This is a genomic window from Paraburkholderia sp. BR10937 (genome assembly GCF_040965695.1).
Lineage (GTDB): Bacteria > Pseudomonadota > Gammaproteobacteria > Burkholderiales > Burkholderiaceae > Paraburkholderia.
Map to the genome: position 1 here is coordinate 1 of NZ_JBFRCL010000063.1, position 19,207 is coordinate 19,207.

Sequence of the window (19,207 nt, forward strand, 5' to 3'; positions counted from 1 at the left end):
TCTACGTTCTCTTGGACTTCCCTCTGTCGGTCCAGTCGGCTAACCGATCCGAGCCGCCGTGTACGGACCCGTACGCACGGTGGCGTGGGAGGGGTCAGGTCGCGAGGCCTGCCCCTATCCCGATTGGTTTCGCGAGATGGGACGGCTCAGTCCTGGACGAGCGGGCTGCCATACGGGAAGTCGGCCGCCGGTTCCGCATGCTTTTGCCGATGGGCCTGGCGCAATGGCTTGAGCACGAACACGGCGAGCAGGGCGGAGACCGCCGCCATGCCCGAGGCGAGCATGAATACCGCGTGCCAACTGCCGGTTGCCGCGGTGATCACACTCGTGAACGGCACGAGCAGCGCGGCCGTGCCCTTCGCCGTGTAGAGCAGGCCCGCGTTGGTCGCGGCGAACTTCGGTCCGAAGGTGTCGCCGCAGGTGGCGGGAAAGAGGCTGTAGATCTCGCCCCACGCGAAGAACACGATGCCTGTCAGCACGACGAACGCCGTCGGGCTGTGGCCGTATTGCGAGAGCAGCACGATGCCGATCGCCTCGATGCCGAACGCGACGAACATCGTGTTCTCGCGGCCAATGCGGTCCGATACCCAGCCGAAGAAGGGCCGCGTGAGACCGTTGAGCACGCGGTCGATGGTGAGCGCGAACGTGAGCGCGGGCAGCGTGAGGCCGAGCAGCGAAACGGGCGAGTCGTGCAGCCCGAAGTCCTTCGCGATGGGGCCGAGCTGCGCGGTCGCCATCAGGCCGCCTGCGGCCATCATCACGAACATGGCGTACATCACCCAGAAGATGGGCGACGCCACCACCTCGCGCGGGCTCGCGTTGTAGACGGCGCTCGCACTCTGCGCAACCTGCTTCGCCGCGTGTCCCATTTGTCCAATGGCGCGTTTCGCCGCCGCTACCCCGTGCGAGACGGGCGCGCTGAGGGCGAAGCCGAGCACGAGCACGACGATGCCTTGTCCCAGACCGAACCAGAGGAAGGTGGACTCGTATCCGCTGCTCTTGATCATGTTGGCGATCGGCACGACGGTCGCCGCCGACCCCGCTCCGAAACCCGCCGCCGTGATGCCGGCCGCGAGCCCGCGGCGGGTCGGAAACCACTTGAGGGCGTTGCCGACGCACGTGCCATAGACGGCGCCGGCACCGAGCCCGCCGATGGCGGCCGCGATATAGAGCACGGGCAGCGACGCGGCGACCGAATTGAGCGCCCAGGCAACCGCGCACAACAGCCCGCCGCCCACGACCACGGGACGCGGTCCGTACTTGTCGACGAGCCAGCCTTCCACGGGCACGAGCCAGGTTTCGGTGACGACGAAGATCGTGAACGCGACCTGAATCGCGGCACGCCCCCAGTGATATTTCTCGTTGATCGGATTGACGAACAGCGTCCAGCCGTACTGCATATTGGCGATCATCGCCATGCAGATGACGCCGAGCACGAGTTGCGTCCACGGCGACGCGAATCGCGACGCCCCTCCTTGCCGATGCTCCATGTGTGTCTCCGGTTTCTTCGAATGAATGGCCATCTGCGAAGCGCGGCGGTTGCCCGGATCGCAGTCACGATTCCTGTCGTTTAGCTGACAGTCGTTTACACAATATGTGATATATCAATGAAGTCAAGCGGGAAACACCTCAGGGCTTCTACTAGCTCTGGCATTGATGAGTATGGCGTTTGAAAGCTTTCGGCCGATGCGGCCGGCGCCAGAAAAAAAAGCCCGCCGGCTAGGCCGGGCGGGCTGAGGCATGCGCGAGATAGCGGAAATCGCGACATGTGATGTCGTTATAGTTGAAAGCGTTTGGTAATGTAAGGAGAAATTTTTCTAAAGCCTTTCACATTGATATGAGTGAAAGGTTGGCCGCCCGTTTTGCGCGCAAATTGGCGGCCCGGCAGGACGCGAGGTCGTGCAGCGTCCCGGTACGCGTGCCAAACTGGCTGCCGGCGGGTCGGCACCGCCGATCGAGGAGACGAATCATGCAGCGCGAAACATTGGGGCGCCTATGCCGCGGGGGGTCGAAGCTCCGAGAGATCGGCGTTTCCTGCGGCTTCCTCCAGATCGTAGTCGCTCTGGAGGTTCATCCAGAACTGCGGTGAGGTGCCGAATACGATCGACAGACGCAGCGCGGTGTCTGCGGTCACGCTGCGCGCGCCATGCACGATTTCGTTGATGCGTCGCGGCGGTACTTTCATGGCTCGCGCCAGCGCGTTCTGGCTCATCTCCATCGGCGTGAGGAATTCCTCCTGCAGCACTTCGCCGGGATGGACGTTCCGGAGTTTTTTCATAGTCCGCACCTCAGTGGTAGTCGACGATTTCGACGTCATGGGCGTGGCCGCCGTGCCATTTGAAACATATCCGCCACTGGTCGTTGATACGGATACTGTGTTGGTCCGCGCGATCCCCGTTAGAGCCTCAAGTCGATTGGCCGGTGGAACGCGTAAATCGGCGAGAGCGAGCGCGAGCGCGGCGTTCAGCATGCGCAACTTGCGGCGTGCGACCTGCTGAATTTCCACCGGCAGTCGACGCGACTGCGCACCGGACCAGATGAGTGCCGTTTCCTTGTCATGGAAGTTTTGGATCGCCATGCCAAAGCATAACGCCGCGCGTCATATGACGCGCGGCGTTATAGTCGACCAAAGTCCGTTCGCCGTCAAGCGAACATGGAAAAGCGACGCGCTCCCTCACCCCCGCATCGCGATCTCCCTCTTCCACCCCGCGATGATCTTCCCGGCGAGCGCGTTGTAGTCGCCGTCGAAGTGGTGATCGCCGTTCGTCTTGACGACGTCGATGCCGGTATTCACGAGCGCCGGACACAGCGTGTCTTTCTCGCCCGCGCCATACACGCATTGCACGATCGAAGGTGGCACCTTCGCGAGTTCCGGGCGCACCTGCAGCGCCTTGTCGCTGGCGGGCATGCCGAGCCAGCCCGTCACGCGGATCTGGAAGTCGGCGTCCGGCGCGAAGCCGAGCAGCGACATGTATGACACCTTCGCGCGCAACGCGTCGGGCAGACGGTTGTAGGCGAACGGCATCACGTCCGCGCCGAACGAGTAGCCCACCAGCGCGACGTGCTGCGCATGCCAGCGCGAGCCGTAGGTCTTCAGCACGCGGGCGAGATCGTGGCTCGTTTGCTCGGGCGTCTTTTCGCTCCAGAAGTAGCGCAGCGCGTCCCAGCCGATCACCGAAATACCCTGCCTTTGCAGCGCTTCTGCAATCGTCTTGTCGAGATCGCGCCAGCCGCCGTCGCCCGAGATCACCACCGCGAGCATGTCGGTGGGGTGCGCCGCGGGCAATTCGACGAGCGGCAGGTCCGACACGTCCTCTTCGCTTTCTGTCACGACGCGCAGGTGATTTGAGGTGAGCGCGACGAACTTGTCGGCGTCGGCAACGCCGGGGGCGAAGGCACGCGGTGCGCCAGGACCGGTTGCGTGCGCATCTTTTGTCGTCACACCCTGCTCGAAGAAGCCGGGCAGGCCATTGCCGCGCGAGAGCGTGGGGTCGGCCGGGCAGGGTGCGAAGCGCGCGTCGAGCTTCGCGGCCGGATCGAGCGACACGGCGCCCGCCATCGTGTTCGCAGGCGCCTGCGAGAGCATGTGCTGTGCGATGAGCGCACCTTGGCCGCTGCCGATGGCGATCGGCGCGTAGTACTCGTTGGACCCCAACTGGCGTTCGAGCTGGTGGCTAAGCGCTTCGGCGTCGCTGTAGAGCTTGTGGCAGGCCTCGTTCTTCAGGGCGGCGAGGTTCTGCGCATAGCGCTCCGTATCCACACCCACGACGAGCGCGCCATGCTGCGCGAGCGCGTCGGCGCGCGTCTGGTCGGCGGCGCTCCAGTGCTTGTCCGCCGAGAACAGCACGGTGAAGCCGCGCATCGCGCCACCCGGTTTCGTCACCGCGACTTCGCCGTAACGGCCGCCGGAAACGTGCATCGTCGCAGCGGAAGCGGGCGTCGAGACGGGCATCGAAGCCGCGTTGGCGTGAGCCGTGAAAAACGCGAGCACAGCGGCGCCCGCTGCCGTGCCTGCAATGCGCGGCAGCCTGGGAGTACGGAATGTCATGAGCGCCAGCCTCCTGCCAGCAGCGATAGATCGGCGAGGGTGATGAACACGCTGATCGAGCCCGAAGCGGCCAGATAGCGTGGTTCCCAGCGCGGCGCGAACTTGTTCTTGAAGCCGCGCAGCCCCCGGAAGTTATAGAAGCGGCCGCCGAAGCGCCAGATGAAGCCCGCGAGCCGGTGCCACGACGAAGCGAGCGGCGAGGGACCCATGCCCGAGAGCGGCGCCATGCCGAGCGAGAGCGACTGGTAGCCGGCGGCCTTCAGATGCAGCGCGAGCTGCGTGAACAGATACTCCATCGCATAGGGCGAGGCGCCCGGCAGATGGCGCATGACGCCCACCGTTGCGTCGGTGTTCAGATCGGTCGTCATGAAGGTAACGAAGGCGAGCGGCTCGCCGTTCTGGCGGATCAGCAGCACGGACTGCGCGGCGAGATAGTCGTCGTCGAACGCAGCCACGGAGAAGCTCTTTTCGCGCGCTTCGCGGTCCTGCAGCCAGGCGTCGGAGATCGCGCGCAGCACCGGCAGGCTCGCACCCATCTGCGTGGGCTCGATATGTTCGATCGAAAAGCCATCGCGTTCGCCGCGCTTGAGCGCGTAGCGCAGATGCGCGCGCTGCGGACCCTTGAGGTCGAATTCCTGCAGCATCACGCGCGCTTCCTCGCCGAGCTTCATCAGCGTGAGGCCGGCGTCGAGATAGAGCGGCAGCGCGTCGGCGCGTACCTGATAGAACGCCGCGCGGCCGTTGTGAGCATGGGCGAGCGTGACGAATTCGCGGATCAGCGCGGGCCACTCTTCGCGTGGGCCGACCGGATCGTGCAGCGCCGCCCACGTGCGGCCGCGCTTCGCGTACATGAGGAAAGCCTTGCGTGAGGCGGAGAAGAGGAAGCTCTTGTCGCCCATCAGCGCGAGGCCCGCGTCGCTGCGCTCCTGCGCGCGCACGATGCGCGCGGCCTCTTCGAGGTCTTCGCTCGGGGGCATCACGAAGCGGCCGGCGGCGGGGCGCAGCAATTGCCACAGCGCGAGCGCGGCGGCGAACACGCCGGCGCCGAGCGTGGCGCGCAGCGCGCGCGGGGCGCGGCTGTGGAAGGCGAATTGCCACCAGAGGTTCTGCGAGTACTGCACGTCGCGGAACGCGAACAGCAGCACCCACACGGCGAGCGCGATCACGCAGCCGACCGAGGCGAGCCAGGCCGGCGTGAAGCGCTCGGAGAACATGGACGAGTGGCGATTGAAGCGCTTGCGCGTGCCGAGGAGCAGTACGATCAGCACGCACAGCACGCCCGCTTCGACGAAGGCAAGGCCCTTGGCGAGCGAGAGCGCGAGGTTGGCCACGGCGATCACGAGCGCGAGCCACCAGGCAGCATCCAGACGCCGCAGCAGACCGCGCGCGACGAACAGGAGCAACACGCCGAAGAGGCTGCCCATCAGCTGCGAGCTTTCGAGCACCCAGAGCGGCACGATGGTTTGCAGCAGCGCGATACGTTTGGAGAACGCGGGCGTGGCGCCCGAGATCACGAGCATGCTGCCCGTCACGAACGTGACGATGGCGAGGAAGAGCGGCGCGAGTTGCGAGACGCCGTCGGCGCCGCGCTTCGCAAAGCGGGCGCTGAGCGGCGTCTTGAGCGCGCGGCCCTCGAATACGGCGAGCACCGCCGCGGCGAGCGCGAGCGGCGCGCCGAAGTAGATCGCGCGATAGGCGAGCAGCGCGGCAAGCACCTTCGAGGTCGGCACGCTCGGGCCGAGCGCGTAGACCATCGCGGCTTCGAACACGCCGATGCCGCCGGGCGTGTGGCCGATCAGGCCGAGCAGCATGGCGGCGCAGTACACGGTGAGGAAGTCGCTGAAGCCGAGGAGCGCATGCGGCATGACCGACCAGAGCGCGAGTCCGGCGCCGACCACGTCGAGCGCGGCCAGCAGCAGTTGCGCGACGAGGTCGCGCCGCGCCGGCACCGCAAAGCGCAGCCAGGCGCGGCCGAACGGCTCGATCTCGCGCGCGCTTGCGGGGCAAAGGATGACCATCACCGCGCCGCAGCCGAGCACCACGCCGCCGATCAGGCGCAGTTCGTCGGGCGAGAGATGCAGCAGACCGGAGAGCGTGCCGGCGGCGCCCACCATGCCGAGGGCGGTCATGAGCACGAGGGCGGCGGCGAGCGTGACGCTCGTGAACACCGTCATGCGGCCGATCTGCGCGGCGGTGACGCCCGCGCCGCCATACACGCGGCAGCGCACGGCGCCGCCCGTGAGCGCGCCGAAGCCGGTGACGTTGCCGAGCGCCGAGCCGGCGATCGCGCCGGCCCACAGCGCGCCGCGCGAGACGCGCGCGCCGAGGTAGCGCAGGCCCACGGCGTCGCGTCCGACCAGCGCGACGAAGCTCACGGCCGTGGCGGCGAGCGCGCCGACCCATTGGGCCGGCGTGAGCGTCCAGAGCTGGCGGATCACCGAGTGGTAGTCGACCGTGCGCGAGAGGTGCTGGAACACGACCAGCAGCAGCGCGCAAATGCCGAGCGCGAACACCGGCGCGACGAAGCGCTGCAGGTGCAGGGCACCGGCACGGCGGCGCAGCGCCCCGAGGGCGCGCGCCGCGCGCGAAGAATGCGATTGAGACATGGATCGGTCTGGTGGCTCTCTGCGATGTCGCCGTATCGACTGTTACAGCTTCCCCGGCGGTGACATCGTGTTTATTCGCGTTTTGCGCTTACGTTCTTTCGAGGCCGGTTCTCGCGCACCTTGCGCGCGAACCGGAAATTCGAGCCGAATCGTAATCGTTCGGAAAGGACTGGTTAAGCTCAGCAAACGCATAGGACTACCCGCCGGTTGACGCCCCGATGCAAGAAACCGCTATTGGGTGCGGATCAATTCGGCGCAATGGCGAGCCGTAACTAGTGGATTTAATTGGGGAATAATCTTTTCATGATTGATGTTTGCAGAGCCTAATTAACAGATGGATTGAACGGCAAGGTAATCGTTAACTTGTGAGTAATGGGCGGGCGCTTATCGCATACTGAAACACGCGCCGATCAGGCCGGTTCGCCGCAAGCCTTGCGTGGCGGGCGTTGCAGGCAGGCGCTTCGTGATTGTTTCGCAGCCGGAGATAATGTTTGGGTTGTTAGCCAGGCGCTTCCTGAAATCGCTGTCACTAATTCGAGACAGCTTGTTTATTCCTTTTACAATGCGCGACGGGCGAGTTAGTCTGCTTTGGTCAGGAGTTGTTTTACTGCGCCTGGAGAATGACGTGAAAAGACTAGCCTTGACTTCCCTTTCGCTGGCCGCGCTCGGGGTTGCCGGCACGGCTCAGGCACAGACCAGCGTGACGCTGTACGGCACGATCGACACGTCGATCACCTACGTCAATCACGCCGACGGCAGCAAAAACCTCTGGACGCTCGGCAACAGCAGCTTCGGCAATCTCTCCGGCTCGCGATGGGGTTTGAAGGGCGCAGAAGATCTCGGTGGCGGCCTCAAGGCGATCTTCCAGCTGGAAAGCGGCTTCAACCCCTCCACCGGCGCGCTCGCGCAGGGTGGCAGGCTGTTCGGCCGACAGGCATACGTGGGCTTGACGGCCGAGCAGTACGGGTCGCTCACGCTCGGGCGGCAGTATGACCCGCTCATCGACCTCGTGCAGGGCATTACGGCGGACAACTATTTCGGCTCCGTGTTCGCCACGCCCGGCGACGTCGACAACTACGACAACAGCTTCCGCGTGAACAACGCCGTCAAGTACACCACGCCCGTTTGGAGCGGCCTCCAGGCTGCGGCGATGTACTCTTTTGGCGGCATTGCGGGCTCGACAGGTGCCGAACAGTCGTACTCGGCGGCGGTCAACTACACCAACGGTCCGCTCGCGCTGGCAGGCGGCTACTTCTACGCGACCAACAGCCAGGCCGTGAACGGCATTCGCACCGGCGGCTGGACGAGCACTTCGGACGGCACCTTCGACGGCCCGATCAACTCCGGCTACGCCACGGCACACTCGCTCACCATCGCGCGCGCGGCGGCGCAGTATCAGCTCGGCCAGTTCACGCTCGGCCTCGGCTACAGCAACGCGCGCTACTCGCCGGACGGCAGCTCGGTGTTCCGCGAGACGCAAAAGTACAACACCGGCCAGGGCTTCGTGAACTATCAGCTGAACCCGGCGCTGCTGCTCGGCATTGGCTACAGCTACACGCACGCCAATGGCGATACGTCGGCGAATTACAACCAGGTGTCGCTCGGCGCCGATTACAGCCTCTCGAAGCGCACCGACCTCTATATGACGGCGGCCTGGCAGCATGCGAGCGGCGATACCGGCAACGGCACGGGCGGCTCGATGCCGGCCGAGGCTTCGGTCGGCTCGTATGGTTACTCGGGCACGTCGAACCAGGCCATCGTGAACCTCGGGCTGCGGCACAAGTTCTGAGTGCGTGCCTCGACTTGTGACGCCGGATACGCGCCAGTTGGGCGGCGCATCCGGCGTTTTGGCGTTTGAGGCTCTGGCTTCGGCTCAAAACGCGTCAAGCGCCAGGGCTTCGCACATCACGCCTCGCGCGAGCGCCGGAGCGTGAGCAGCGCAAGCCAGGCGGCGAGGCGCTCCATACCGCGCCGTACGCCCGCAAACGGCGGCTGCCAGGCGCTCGTGATGCTCACGCGTGCCGGCAAGGCGGCCTCAGTACTGAGCCAGATGCGCTCGCCACGCTCGAGCCGGAGCGTCTCGCCCGGTTGCAGCCAGTGGTCGTAGGGCGAGCGGGCGCGCGTGACCCACACCTGGGCCACCTGAACCCGCAGCGTGGCCGACGCATTCACGCGCCAGGTGAGCGTGCGCATGGGCGGCACGGCAAAGTGGACAGATTGGACGGGCAACGGATCGTCGAAACAGTCGGTTGCGTCCGCAACGGTGTGCAGAGCGGGTTGTGAAGCGGTCAGTGAGGCTGCCTGAAAAGCGTCATCCATCGTTTTCTCCAGTTTTTGGAGCCGACGAACGGAGCACTGCCACCCAGAAAAACAAAAAGCCCCGTCGATGCCGGCGGGGCTTGTGATTTGCGTGACGACAGACTGCTAGTACGCACACCATCCCCGTGGGATACCCGTATGGGTTTTCCACGGATGATTCATCGTGTTTGCGATGGCGAGGTGGGTGAAGGAAGTGTGCATGGACTGAGTGTGCGGGGTGCGTTGCAGCGCTGTCAACCTGAAATGCTTAAATGGCTTTGGCCGCCGCAGTTTGTGTTGCGTGCGAGTCTCGTTCTCACCGTTGCATGACGCGATCGTGCCCTTCGTTGGCATATCCCCTTGCGGGCAGCACCGGTTTCTCACTAGGATTGGTTGTTTTTCATGGATATCCGGTCGGCCGTGCCCACAATGTGGGAGTGCGCCCCTGATAAGCCCTGCACCATCGAAGTGTTGTGTGGAAACGACTGCATCTGATATATCACATACAGAATATTGCTTTTTGTCGCGACGCAGCATATGATTGAGTTATTCGATTACTCAATCATGCGGAGCTTCAAATGGATTTCGTTTCTCTCGCACTGTTCGGTGCAGCGGTCGTGGGTCTGGGAGCAACTGCTACGGTCATGATCGCCAGGTGGCTGCCGCAGTCCGCCATCGAGCAGGCCGCGCGGCATGGCCGGTACGCTGGTTTGGGCGAAGCACCGCGCGCCAGGGCCGTTCGTCGTGCACAATTCGGTCCGCGAATCCGTCCGCAGGTCGGAAAAGAGGTAATCAATGTCGTCAGAACAAACTGAAGTTGTAGCAAGCCGGGAAGCGGCGCCGCTCAAGCTGGCGCTGCAGCCCATCAACGCCACACTGAGCCTGCGCGATCAGGCTTACGCCATGCTGCGCCAGGCCATTGCCGACGCCGACATCTACCAGTCGCGCGAGGAAATCCGGCTCGACGAGCGCGTGCTGAGCGAATCGCTCGGCGTGAGCCGCACGCCGGTGCGCGAGGCCATGACGCTGCTCGAGCAGGAAGGCTTCCTGCGCATGGTGCCGCGCCGCGGCATCTATATCGTGCGCAAGAGCAAGCGCGAGATCGTCGAGATGATCCAGATGTGGGCCGCGCTCGAAAGCATGGCCGCGCGCCTCGCCACGATCCACGCCACCGACGAGGAAATCGCGCGGCTGCGCCACATGTTCGACGACTTCCGCGACAGCACGCCTGCCGAACACATCGCCGAGTACTCGGACGCCAACATCGCGTTCCACCAGGCGATCGTCGAGCTTTCCCGCTCGCAGATCATCCTCGACACTATCAAGAACATCTTCGTGCACGTGCGCGCCATTCGCCGCATGACGATTTCGCAGAGCGACCGGGCTTCGCGCTCGATCGTCGATCATCTGCGCATTATCGAGGCGCTGGAGAAGCGCGACACCGAACTGGCGGAAAAGCTCGTGCGCCAGCATTCGCTCGATCTCGCGGTTTATGTCGAGAAGAACTGCGATTTCCTGGATTGAGGCAGGCGGCAGACGCCGCTGAATCGAGGCAAAAAACGGGAGACCTTTGGGTCTCCCGTTTTGCGTTTACGTCGATTCGCGTCCCTGCGCCCCCTTCATCGCGCGTCCGTTGAGCGGCATCCGACAGCCGACTTTATGCGCATCAACCCCTGGCATCCCTGACCAAATCGCGATGACGTCCGGCCATCCTTCACACGGAATCTGGCATATCAGACGCCGCAAATGCTCGGGGTTTTCCCTCGTGTGCACCGCGTCAACGCCGTCGAAGTTGTGTCAAAACCATACTGGATAAGGCTTTGACGCGATTCTAATGGCATTCCCGATGGGCAATTTCCCTCTTGCTTCGTTCTGATATATCACATACCGTATTGCTCAAGGACGCAGATGTCGCGCCATAGCGCGAAACGCCTCTGCCCACGCAACCCCACAGATTTTCGAAAACTCGCCCGGCCACGATTAGATAAGGAGACATGACATGGGCAAGGCATTGAACGGCGTGCGCATCCTCGATTTCACGCACGTGCAGTCGGGACCCACCTGCACGCAACTGCTCGCCTGGTTCGGCGCGGACGTGATCAAGGTAGAGCGCGCAGGCGCCGGCGACATCACGCGGGAGCAACTGCGCGACCTGCCGGACGCGGACAGCCTCTACTTCACGATGCTCAACGGCAACAAACGTTCGCTCACGCTCGACACGAAGAACCCGCAAGGCAAGCGCGTGCTGGAGCGGCTCATTCGCGACTGCGACGTACTGGTCGAGAACTTCGCGCCGGGCGCGCTCGAGCGCATGGGCTTCAGCTGGGAACATATACAGACGCTGAACCCGCGCATGATCGTCGCTTCGGTGAAGGGCTTCGGCCCTGGCCCGTACGAGGACTGCAAGGTCTACGAGAACGTCGCGCAGTGCGTGGGCGGCGCGGCATCGACGACGGGTTTCGACGACGGCCCGCCGGTCGTCTCGGGCGCGCAGATCGGTGACAGCGGCACGGGCCTGCATCTCGCGCTCGGCATCGTCACGGCGCTCTATCAGCGCACGCACACGGGGCGCGGCCAGAAGGTGCTCGCGGCCATGCAGGACGGCGTGCTCAACTTGTGCCGCGTGAAGTTGCGCGATCAGCAGCGGCTCGAGCGCACCGGCGTCATGAAGGAGTACCCGCAGTATCCCAACGACGGCTTCGGCGAGGCCGTGCCGCGCGCCGGCAATGCGTCGGGCGGCGGCCAGCCGGGCTGGATTCTCAAGTGCAAGGGTTGGGAGACCGATCCGAACGCCTATATCTATTTCATCGCGCAGGCGCCCGTGTGGGACCGCATCTGCAAGCTGATCGGGCGCGAGGAGTGGATTGACGATCCGGACTACGCCACGCCGAATGCGCGTCTGCCGCGCCTGAAGGCGATCTTCGACGAGATCGAGCACTGGACCATGCATCGCACGAAGTTCGACGCGATGGCCGTGCTGAATCGCTACGACATTCCGTGCGGTCCGATTCTCTCGATGAAGGAGATCGCCAGCGACGAATCGCTGCGCGCGAGCGGCACGATCGTCGAGGTGGATCACCCGGTGCGCGGCAAGTACCTCACGGTGGGCAACCCGATCAAGCTCTCGGACAGCCCGACCGAAGTCACGCGCTCGCCGATGCTGGGCGAACACACCGACGAAGTGCTCGCCGAATTCGGCTACACGAAGGACGAGATCCACTCGCTGCGCGCTTCTGGCGCCGTTTGAAACCCAGGAGAAAACATGGAAACGTGGATGCGTTTGATGGCGAGCGACGGCAGCATCGTGTTCGGCCGAGTCGAGAACGGTTACTTGCACGAATACGAAGGGCTCGATCAGCCGGTGCCCACTGGCGCGGTGCTGTCGCTGCGTGCGCTCACGCCACTCGCGCCCTGTGCGCCCGGCAAAGTCGTCGCGCTCTGGAACAATTTTCACGCGCTCGCCGCGAAACTCGAAAAACCGGTGCCAGCGCACCCGCTTTTTCTCATCAAGCCGGCGGCTTCGGTGATTGGCTCTTCAGAATTGATTCGGCGTCCTGCCCACTATGCGGGAAAAATCGTCTTCGAAGGCGAACTCGGCATCGTGATCGGCAAGCGCTGCCGCGATGCAAGCGTCCAGGAAGCCGAGTCGGCGATCTTCGGCTACACGATCGTCAACGACGTCACGGCCGCGGGCCTCATCACCGAGAATCCGCACTTCCCGCAATGGTGCCGCGCCAAAGGTTTCGATACGTTCTGTTGTCTGGGCCCGGCGATCGTTTCCGGGTTCGACTGGCAGCGCGCACGCGTCGTCACGAAACTCGATGGCGTGGAGCGGCAGAATTATCCGCTCGACGACATGGTGTTTTCGCCGGCGCAGCAGGTGAGCCTCATTTCGCAGGACCTGACGCTCGAACCCGGCGACGTGATTGCGTGCGGCACCTCGCTCGGCGTAGGCTCGATCGTTGAAGGCGCAACGGTCGAGGTCACCATCGAAGGGATCGGTACGTTGAGCAATGCGCTGGCCACCGCGTCGGCCCAAATCGAGTCGCTCGCCGCCGGAGAGGGCGCGGCTTGACGGCGTAAAACCAAAGACGCGCGCGGCAGCAATGCCGCGCGAGGAGGAGAGATGCCGGAGCAACTGGCTGGCGACCTGGCGTGGCTGGGCGCGGGCGCGCTATTCGCATGGCTCGGCTGTGCATTTGCACAATTGGCGGCGCTCGCGCCGGTGCGTGCGCGGCGTTTTCGCGCCGCGCCGCGCTGCGCGAGGCGTGCTGATGCGCCGCACAAGCATTGGCTCGCCTTCGCCATTTCGTTCGCATTGCTACTGACCGTTCCGCCCGGCGTGATCGCCGCCGGCTGGATGCATGCGGCCGACGCGACGGTGGCTGTCGAAGCCGGCGTGCTGGCCGGTTTGTGCCTTGCGGGCCGGCGTGACCTCACGCGGCGCGCGCGGACGGCGGCGCTGCTGGGGGGCGTGTCGGGCGCGAGTGTCTTGATTGGCGCCTTCGTTGGCTACCTGTTGCAGCCTGAGCGTGGCGCTGGTGAACGTGTTGCGCTGTTCGTCGCGGCGGCCACCGGTGCACTGCTGATCGGCGGCGCGCTGAGTCTGTTCAGCCGTGGCGCGCAAGCGCGCGGCGCGGTGCGCAGGCGCGTGCCGTTCGGCCGCGGCGACCGCGTCATGCATGTCATCGCGCTGCTGCTAGGCGCGGCGCTCGGCTATGGATTCCTGAGCGCGCGCGCTTCGCCCGATTTCGAACTCTCCGTGCTGGTCGCGGCAAGCGTGCTGTGCGCGGCGCTGGGCGCGCGGCTCATGAGCGGCGCGCGGCGACCGCGGCTCGCACGTACGGGCGCGGTCGAGGCGTCACAGTCACGCGAGCCCTTCAGCGCGACATTCCATGCAAGTTTTGCGGGTGTGCCGGACGAACTGCTGGTCGCGGCTTGCGGCAGCGGCGCGTTCGAGCCTGCCTGGCTAGCCGCGAGCGACACGCCGCACGGCGGCGCGGGGCGCGCGGGTCATCACGCATCGCAGGACTTGCCACGGCGGCGCCGCAGCCGGGGCGGCGCGCTGCGCCAGCGGCAAGGGCCGCACTGACGTCGTATCGACTATTTGCGGGACCAGGGGAAAACCACTGAACGCGCAATATGACGCGGATGATTATTCATGCCTGATGGTTTATGGCACAACCATCAAACCTTACTTATGCAAACTCGCTTCTGACACTTTCGTAATGTTCTCGATGAGTGCCGCGCCTTCCTCCATGAGGAAGCGCTTGAATGCGAGCGCAACAGGCGGCAAGCGCTTGTTTTTCCGGTGCACGACGTACCAGTTGAGCATGACCGGGAAGCCTTCGACGTCGAGCACGGTGAGGTGACCGACCTGCAGTTCTAGGCTGATGGTGTGCGCCGAAAGAAAGGCGATGCCCATGCCCGCGATCACGGCCTGCTTGATCGTCTCGGTGCTCTGGATCTCCATGGCGATCTTGAGGTTCGTGATCTTTCCTGCGAAGCCTTCTTCCATCGAGTTCCACGTGTCCGAGCCGCGCTCGCGCACGATGAACGCCTCGTTGGCGAGCGTGCTGAGCTTGATGGCTCGCTTGTTGGCGAGCGGGTGCGTGGGCGCCGCAACGATCACGTACGGGTGAGGCGCAAACGGCTCGTTGATGGCGTCGGTCGCGTGGGGCGGACGCACCATCACGGCGAGATCGGTCTGGTTGGTGGCGAGCTGCTGGAGCAGCTGCTCGCGGTTGTGCACGGAGAGGTTGAGCGCGACGCCCTTGTAGCGGCGCGTGAACTCGGCCAGCAGGCGCGGAAAGAAGTAATCGCCGGCGCTAATGACGGCGACGTTGAGCTTGCCGCCCGAGACGCCCTTCAGCTGGCTCATCGCCTCGTCCACTTCGTGGAACTGCTGCATGATCGCGCGGCTGTAGTGCAGCATCTCCGTGCCCGCGGGCGTGAGATAGATCTTCTTGCCGAGCTGCTCGAAGAGCGGCAGGCCTGCGTGATCTTCGAGCTGCCGAACCTGCGTGGAAACGGCCGGCTGGGTGAGATGCAGCTCTTCCGCAGCACGCGAAAAACTGAGGTGGCGCGCCACGGTCTCGAAGACCTTGAGCTGGCGCAGCGTGGCGTTTCGCATCGTCATGGCCGAACCATAAAGGATACTGAATCCACATAATAACAAACTTTAATTGTGAGTAATTCAGCAATCACCCTAGCATAAGTTGAAAGGAGTCCGAATGCCGCGCAAAACGCTCGAAGCTACGTTCGGGTTAACGCTCGGAAATACGATTTCATAAGGGACAACACGTAGAAAATCCCTTGTTGCACGATGTTTTCAGGGTCTGACGTAACGCCAGGGTGAATGAGGATTGACGACTTTTCATTCTGATTTTTGATTCACCCGGCGAATAAAAAAACACAGCGTAGCGAAGTGAAAAGTTAAAACCATAAGCCTCAATTTATGCAGACCCGTAATCATGCAGGCTGCAATGAATAGATAGCGGAGACAAGCGATATGAATGCAATCGGTCAGAGGAGCGAGAGCGGTCCGTTCTGGACGAACCGCTGGTTTCAACTGGTGGTGGGCATGCTATGCATGGCGCTCGTTGCCAATCTGCAGTACGCATGGACGCTGTTCGTCGCACCAATGAATTCGCGCCACCATTGGGGCCAGGCGGAGATTCAACTGGCGTTCTCGATTTTCATTCTGACCGAGACCTGGCTCGTGCCGGTGGAAGGCTGGCTCGTCGACAAGTTCGGCCCGCGTCCGGTTGTGGCGGGCGGCGCGGTTTGCGCAGGCCTCGCCTGGGTGATCAACTCCTACGTCACGACGCTGCCGATGCTCTACGTGTCGGCCGTGATCGCGGGCATCGGCGCGGGCGGCGTGTACGGCACCTGCGTGGGTAACGCGCTCAAGTGGTTCCCGGACCGCCGTGGCCTCGCCGCGGGCCTCACGGCCGCGGGCTTCGGCGCCGGCGCCGCCGTGACGGTGATTCCGATTGCGAACATGATCACGCGCTCCGGCTACGAGCACACGTTCTTCTTTTTCGGCGTGCTCCAGGGCGTGTCGATTCTCGTGCTCTCGCTGCTGCTCGTGAAGCCCGTGACGCGCCCCGTCGCCGTGGCAGGCCGCCGTCTCGTCTCGCGCGTCGACTACACGCCGGGACAGATGGTCAAGCAGCCGGTATTCTGGGTGATCTACATCTGCTTCGTCGCGGTGGCCGCGGGCGGTCTGATGGCAACGGCGCAGATCGGGCCGATCGCCAAGGACTGGGGCCTCGCCCGCATTCCGATGACGGTGTTCGGCATGACGCTGCCGCTGCTCACGCTCACGCTCTCGATCGACAACATCTGCAACGGCTTTACGCGTCCGCTGTGCGGCTTCATCTCCGACAAGATCGGCCGTGAGAACGCGATGTTCCTGATCTTCGTGGGTGAAGGGCTCGCGCTGCTCGGCATGATGCAGTTCGGCACGAACCCGTATGCGTTCATGACTTTCGCCGCGCTCATCTTCCTGTTCTGGGGCGAAATCTTCTCGATCTTCCCGGCCATCTGCGCCGACACGTTCGGCAGCAAGTACGCTGCATCGAACGCCGGCACGCTGTACACCGCCAAGGGCACGGCAGCGCTGCTCGTGCCGGTGGCCTCGGTGCTGTCTGCAACGGGCGGCTGGAGCGCGGTGTTCATCGCGGCTGCGGTTATCACGATCGCGGCGGGCGTGAGCGCCAAGTTCTTCCTCGCGCCGATGCGCAGGCGTCTGATCGAGCAGAGCAGCGAAGCCAGCAATGAAGCGGGCAACGAGCCGAACGTCACGCTGGCCACGAATACGGGCGCGGGGTTGCCGCACTGGTCCAACCAAAGCGGCGAATGAGGCACGCGGGCCGGCCATGTCGATGAACGTATCGCTCCAGCAGCTCAAGGTGTTCGTCGCGGTGGCGCGGGCGCGCAGCTTCACGCGCGCCGCGCGCGAGTTCGGGCTCACTCAGTCGGCGGTGAGCCGCTGCGTGCGCGAACTGGAAGAAGCGGTCGAGCTCAAGCTGTTCGACCGCACCACGCGCCAGGTCGAGCTCACGCTTGCGGGCAGCGGCTTCGAGCGGCGCATCGGCCGCTTGCTCGACGAGATCGAGATGGCGCTCAACGAAGGCCGCGACGCGCACCAGGCGCATAGCGGCGTGGTGCTCGTGGCCAGCAACCCGGTGCTTTCGTCGACCTGGGTGCCCGCCGCGCTCGCGCGCTGCGCGGCGGCGTTTCCTTCGCTCACGCTGCAACTGCAGGACTTGCCGCAGGCGGCCGTGCTGCAGGCTGTCGAGCAGGGCGAGGCCGATTTCGGCGTGATCGCCGAAAGCGTGCCGTTCGCGAGCGGCAACCTCGACGTGCAGCCGCTTTCGGCCACGCCGCTTTGCGCGCTCTTGCCCGCTCACCATCCGCTTGCGCTACAGGGGGCGCTGCGATGGGACGATCTCGCGCGCGAACCGCTCGTCACGCTCAATCGCGACGCCGGTTGCCGCGGCGCGGTGATGCGTGCGCTGGACGGTCTGCGGCCTGAGGGGAGGCCGCTGCAGGAGTTCGCGCACGTAGCGGGCGTCGCGCGCATGGCGCAGCTCGGCATGGGCATCGGCGTGTTGCCGGTGTGCGCGGACGGCGCGCGCGGGGGGCATGCGCATCGCGCGGGCGACGTTGCGCACGCAACGTGTCACTGGCCCGCGCCCGCGGGGCCGCTCGTGACGCGCTTGCTGCATCCCGTGGTGAACGTGACGACGATGCTCGTGCGGCGTCGCCATCGTTCGCTGCGGCCTTGTGCTCAGGCGGCCTGGTCGCAGTTCATGCCGGACGGGCCAGTCGCGGACGGAGCAGCAGTGGCGGTCGGTTCGGACGCACCGGCCTCATCGCCGGATAGCGACGCGCTGCCGCAAACGTCCATCGACGGCTCGCCGATGCGTGGCTCGAACGGCACGCCGATGCGCGTCGCGTTGCGCGGCGCCGATACGCCGCCGCCGCTCCAGGTGACCCGCACCCACGCCCGCATCGAATAGCGCGCGTTTCTTCTTCTGCAAAACAAAACGGATCGCTCGAAGCGATCCGTTTTGTTTTTCCAGCACCGGAACCGGCACAGAGAGAAAAGCGGCTCACGCGCCGCCTTTTCGCGATGACTTACGCCGGCTGCATCGCCATCCGCTCACGCTGCTTGACCAGCGCGAGCACGGTGTCGATGGCCGGCGTCGGCTCGCCAACCAGCCTGCCCATTTCCTGCACGACGGTGATCAGCGGATCGATCTCCATCGGCCGGCCCGTTTCGAGGTCGACGAGCATCGAGGTCTTGTGCGCGCCCACCGCGCCCGCGCCGTCGATGCGGCGCTCCACGTCCACGCGGAAGTTCACGCCGAACTGCTCGGCAATGCGCTTGCCCTCGAGCATCATCGTGCGCGCCACGGCGCGCGTGGCCGGGTCGCTGGTGATGACGTCGAGCGTGGCGTGCGTGAGTGCGCTGATCGGGTTGAAGCAGAGATTGCCCCACAGCTTGAGCCAGATTTCGTCGCGGATGTTCTCGCGGATCGGCGCATCGAACCCGGCGGCCTGCATGGCTTCATGAAGCTGGACGATGCGCGGCGTGCGCTCGCCCGAAGGCTCGCCAATCGGAAACTTCTTGCCGTACACGTGGCGGATCACTCCGGGCGCGTCGATTTCGGCGGCTGGGTAGAGCACGCAGCCAATCGCGCGCTCGGGCGTGAGACGGTTCCATTGCGCACCGTCCGGGTCTATGCTTTCGAGCCTCGTGCCCGCGAACTTGCCGCCGTGCTGGTAGAAGTACCAGTAGGGAATGCCGTTGGTGCCCGTGACGATCGCCGTGTGCTTGCCGAGGAGCGGCTGCATCGCGTCGATCACGCCCGCCACCGAATGCGCCTTGAGCGTAATGATGACGACGTCCTGCACGCCCAGTTCGCGCGGATCGGACGTGCAGCGCACCTTCGCCACGTACTCCTCGCCGTCCATCAGCAGGCGGGCACCGTTCTCGCGCATCGCGGCCAGATGTGGGCCGCGGGCAACGAAGCTCACGTCGGCGCCGGCGCGTGCGAGTTGCACGCCCATCATGCCTCCAATGGCGCCCGCTCCAAAGATGCAGATCTTCATGTTGAAACCCCAATGACGTTGAAAACCGCTTGTCCGCAGGGCGTTTCGCAAGCGTTGGGGAAAAGCTGCCCGCTCGCCGCGACCCCGGACGATGGTTTGAGCATAGGGGGTGCCGTCGATTAACGACAGT

General features: G+C 64.6%; 15 protein-coding genes and 1 pseudogene. 8 read left to right on the plus strand and 8 right to left on the minus strand.

All coding sequences use genetic code 11. From position 1 onward, the window contains the following. Positions 1-146 precede the first annotated feature (146 nt). From oxlT (AB4Y44_RS34935) to mprF, 5 genes and pseudogenes are all read right to left on the minus strand, one after another. Positions 147-1,490, minus strand: a complete 1,344-nt coding sequence (gene oxlT, locus AB4Y44_RS34935; RefSeq protein ID WP_342919066.1) for an oxalate/formate MFS antiporter — start codon at positions 1,488-1,490, stop codon at positions 147-149. A gap of 503 nt (positions 1,491-1,993) precedes the next feature. Further along, positions 1,994-2,317 (minus strand): HigA family addiction module antitoxin, encoded by a 324-nt coding sequence (locus tag AB4Y44_RS34940; RefSeq protein ID WP_368702081.1) that lies wholly within the window; start codon positions 2,315-2,317, stop codon positions 1,994-1,996. Continuing rightward, positions 2,289-2,578: pseudogene (locus AB4Y44_RS34945) on the minus strand (type II toxin-antitoxin system RelE/ParE family toxin). The gene AB4Y44_RS34940 and the pseudogene AB4Y44_RS34945 overlap by 29 nt, the downstream one beginning before the upstream one ends. A gap of 96 nt (positions 2,579-2,674) precedes the next feature. Then, positions 2,675-3,952 carry an AcvB/VirJ family lysyl-phosphatidylglycerol hydrolase gene (locus tag AB4Y44_RS34950; protein WP_342919241.1) on the minus strand — a complete coding sequence of 426 codons (1,278 nt, stop codon included), beginning with the start codon at positions 3,950-3,952 and terminating at the stop codon, positions 2,675-2,677. Positions 3,953-4,044: 92 nt separating this feature from the next. Further along, entirely contained in the window at positions 4,045-6,654 is a 2,610-nt protein-coding gene (gene mprF / locus AB4Y44_RS34955) for a bifunctional lysylphosphatidylglycerol flippase/synthetase MprF (protein ID WP_342919064.1), read from the minus strand. Positions 6,655-7,279: 625 nt separating this feature from the next. Here mprF and AB4Y44_RS34960 point away from each other — a divergent pair. Then, on the plus strand, positions 7,280-8,443 hold the full coding sequence (locus tag AB4Y44_RS34960; protein WP_342919063.1) for a porin: 1,164 nt from the start codon (positions 7,280-7,282) through the stop codon (positions 8,441-8,443). Between the two features lie 116 nt (positions 8,444-8,559). Here the strand turns inward: AB4Y44_RS34960 and AB4Y44_RS34965 are convergent, their stop codons facing one another. After that, entirely contained in the window at positions 8,560-8,973 is a 414-nt protein-coding gene (locus AB4Y44_RS34965; RefSeq protein ID WP_342919062.1) for a DUF2917 domain-containing protein, read from the minus strand. A gap of 557 nt (positions 8,974-9,530) precedes the next feature. Between AB4Y44_RS34965 and AB4Y44_RS34970 the strand changes: the two genes are divergently transcribed. The 5 genes from AB4Y44_RS34970 to AB4Y44_RS34990 all read left to right on the plus strand — a co-directional run bounded on the left by AB4Y44_RS34970 (position 9,531) and on the right by AB4Y44_RS34990 (position 14,044). After that, the gene (locus AB4Y44_RS34970; RefSeq protein ID WP_342919061.1) at positions 9,531-9,767 is read left to right on the plus strand and encodes a hypothetical protein; all 237 of its coding nucleotides are present in this window, start codon (positions 9,531-9,533) and stop codon (positions 9,765-9,767) included. Continuing rightward, on the plus strand, positions 9,748-10,476 hold the full coding sequence (locus tag AB4Y44_RS34975; RefSeq protein ID WP_133185668.1) for a GntR family transcriptional regulator: 729 nt from the start codon (positions 9,748-9,750) through the stop codon (positions 10,474-10,476). Before AB4Y44_RS34970 ends, AB4Y44_RS34975 begins: the two co-directional genes overlap by 20 nt. Before the next feature lie 475 nt (positions 10,477-10,951). Then, positions 10,952-12,199, plus strand: a complete 1,248-nt coding sequence (gene frc / locus AB4Y44_RS34980) for a formyl-CoA transferase (protein WP_324160147.1) — start codon at positions 10,952-10,954, stop codon at positions 12,197-12,199. Between the two features lie 15 nt (positions 12,200-12,214). Further along, positions 12,215-13,027: a fumarylacetoacetate hydrolase family protein gene (locus AB4Y44_RS34985; protein ID WP_368702082.1), complete on the plus strand. Its 813-nt coding sequence runs from the start codon at positions 12,215-12,217 to the stop codon at positions 13,025-13,027. A 51-nt stretch (positions 13,028-13,078) separates the two neighbouring features. After that, the gene (locus tag AB4Y44_RS34990; RefSeq protein ID WP_342919057.1) at positions 13,079-14,044 is read left to right on the plus strand and encodes a hypothetical protein; all 966 of its coding nucleotides are present in this window, start codon (positions 13,079-13,081) and stop codon (positions 14,042-14,044) included. A gap of 102 nt (positions 14,045-14,146) precedes the next feature. On the opposite strand, the gene AB4Y44_RS34995 is transcribed toward AB4Y44_RS34990, so the two are convergent. After that, positions 14,147-15,091: a LysR family transcriptional regulator gene (locus tag AB4Y44_RS34995; RefSeq protein WP_110383445.1), complete on the minus strand. Its 945-nt coding sequence runs from the start codon at positions 15,089-15,091 to the stop codon at positions 14,147-14,149. Between the two features lie 372 nt (positions 15,092-15,463). On the opposite strand from AB4Y44_RS34995, the gene oxlT (AB4Y44_RS35000) reads away from it, so the two are divergent. Together oxlT (AB4Y44_RS35000) and AB4Y44_RS35005 are read left to right on the plus strand one after the other, a co-directional pair. Then, the gene (gene oxlT / locus AB4Y44_RS35000) at positions 15,464-16,819 is read left to right on the plus strand and encodes an oxalate/formate MFS antiporter (protein ID WP_342919056.1); all 1,356 of its coding nucleotides are present in this window, start codon (positions 15,464-15,466) and stop codon (positions 16,817-16,819) included. A gap of 22 nt (positions 16,820-16,841) precedes the next feature. Next, entirely contained in the window at positions 16,842-17,981 is a 1,140-nt protein-coding gene (locus AB4Y44_RS35005; RefSeq protein WP_342919055.1) for a LysR family transcriptional regulator, read from the plus strand. Between the two features lie 118 nt (positions 17,982-18,099). Here AB4Y44_RS35005 and AB4Y44_RS35010 read toward each other — a convergent pair whose 3' ends face one another. After that, on the minus strand, positions 18,100-19,077 hold the full coding sequence (locus tag AB4Y44_RS35010) for a 2-dehydropantoate 2-reductase (protein WP_133185663.1): 978 nt from the start codon (positions 19,075-19,077) through the stop codon (positions 18,100-18,102). Between the last annotated feature and the right edge of the window lie 130 nt (positions 19,078-19,207).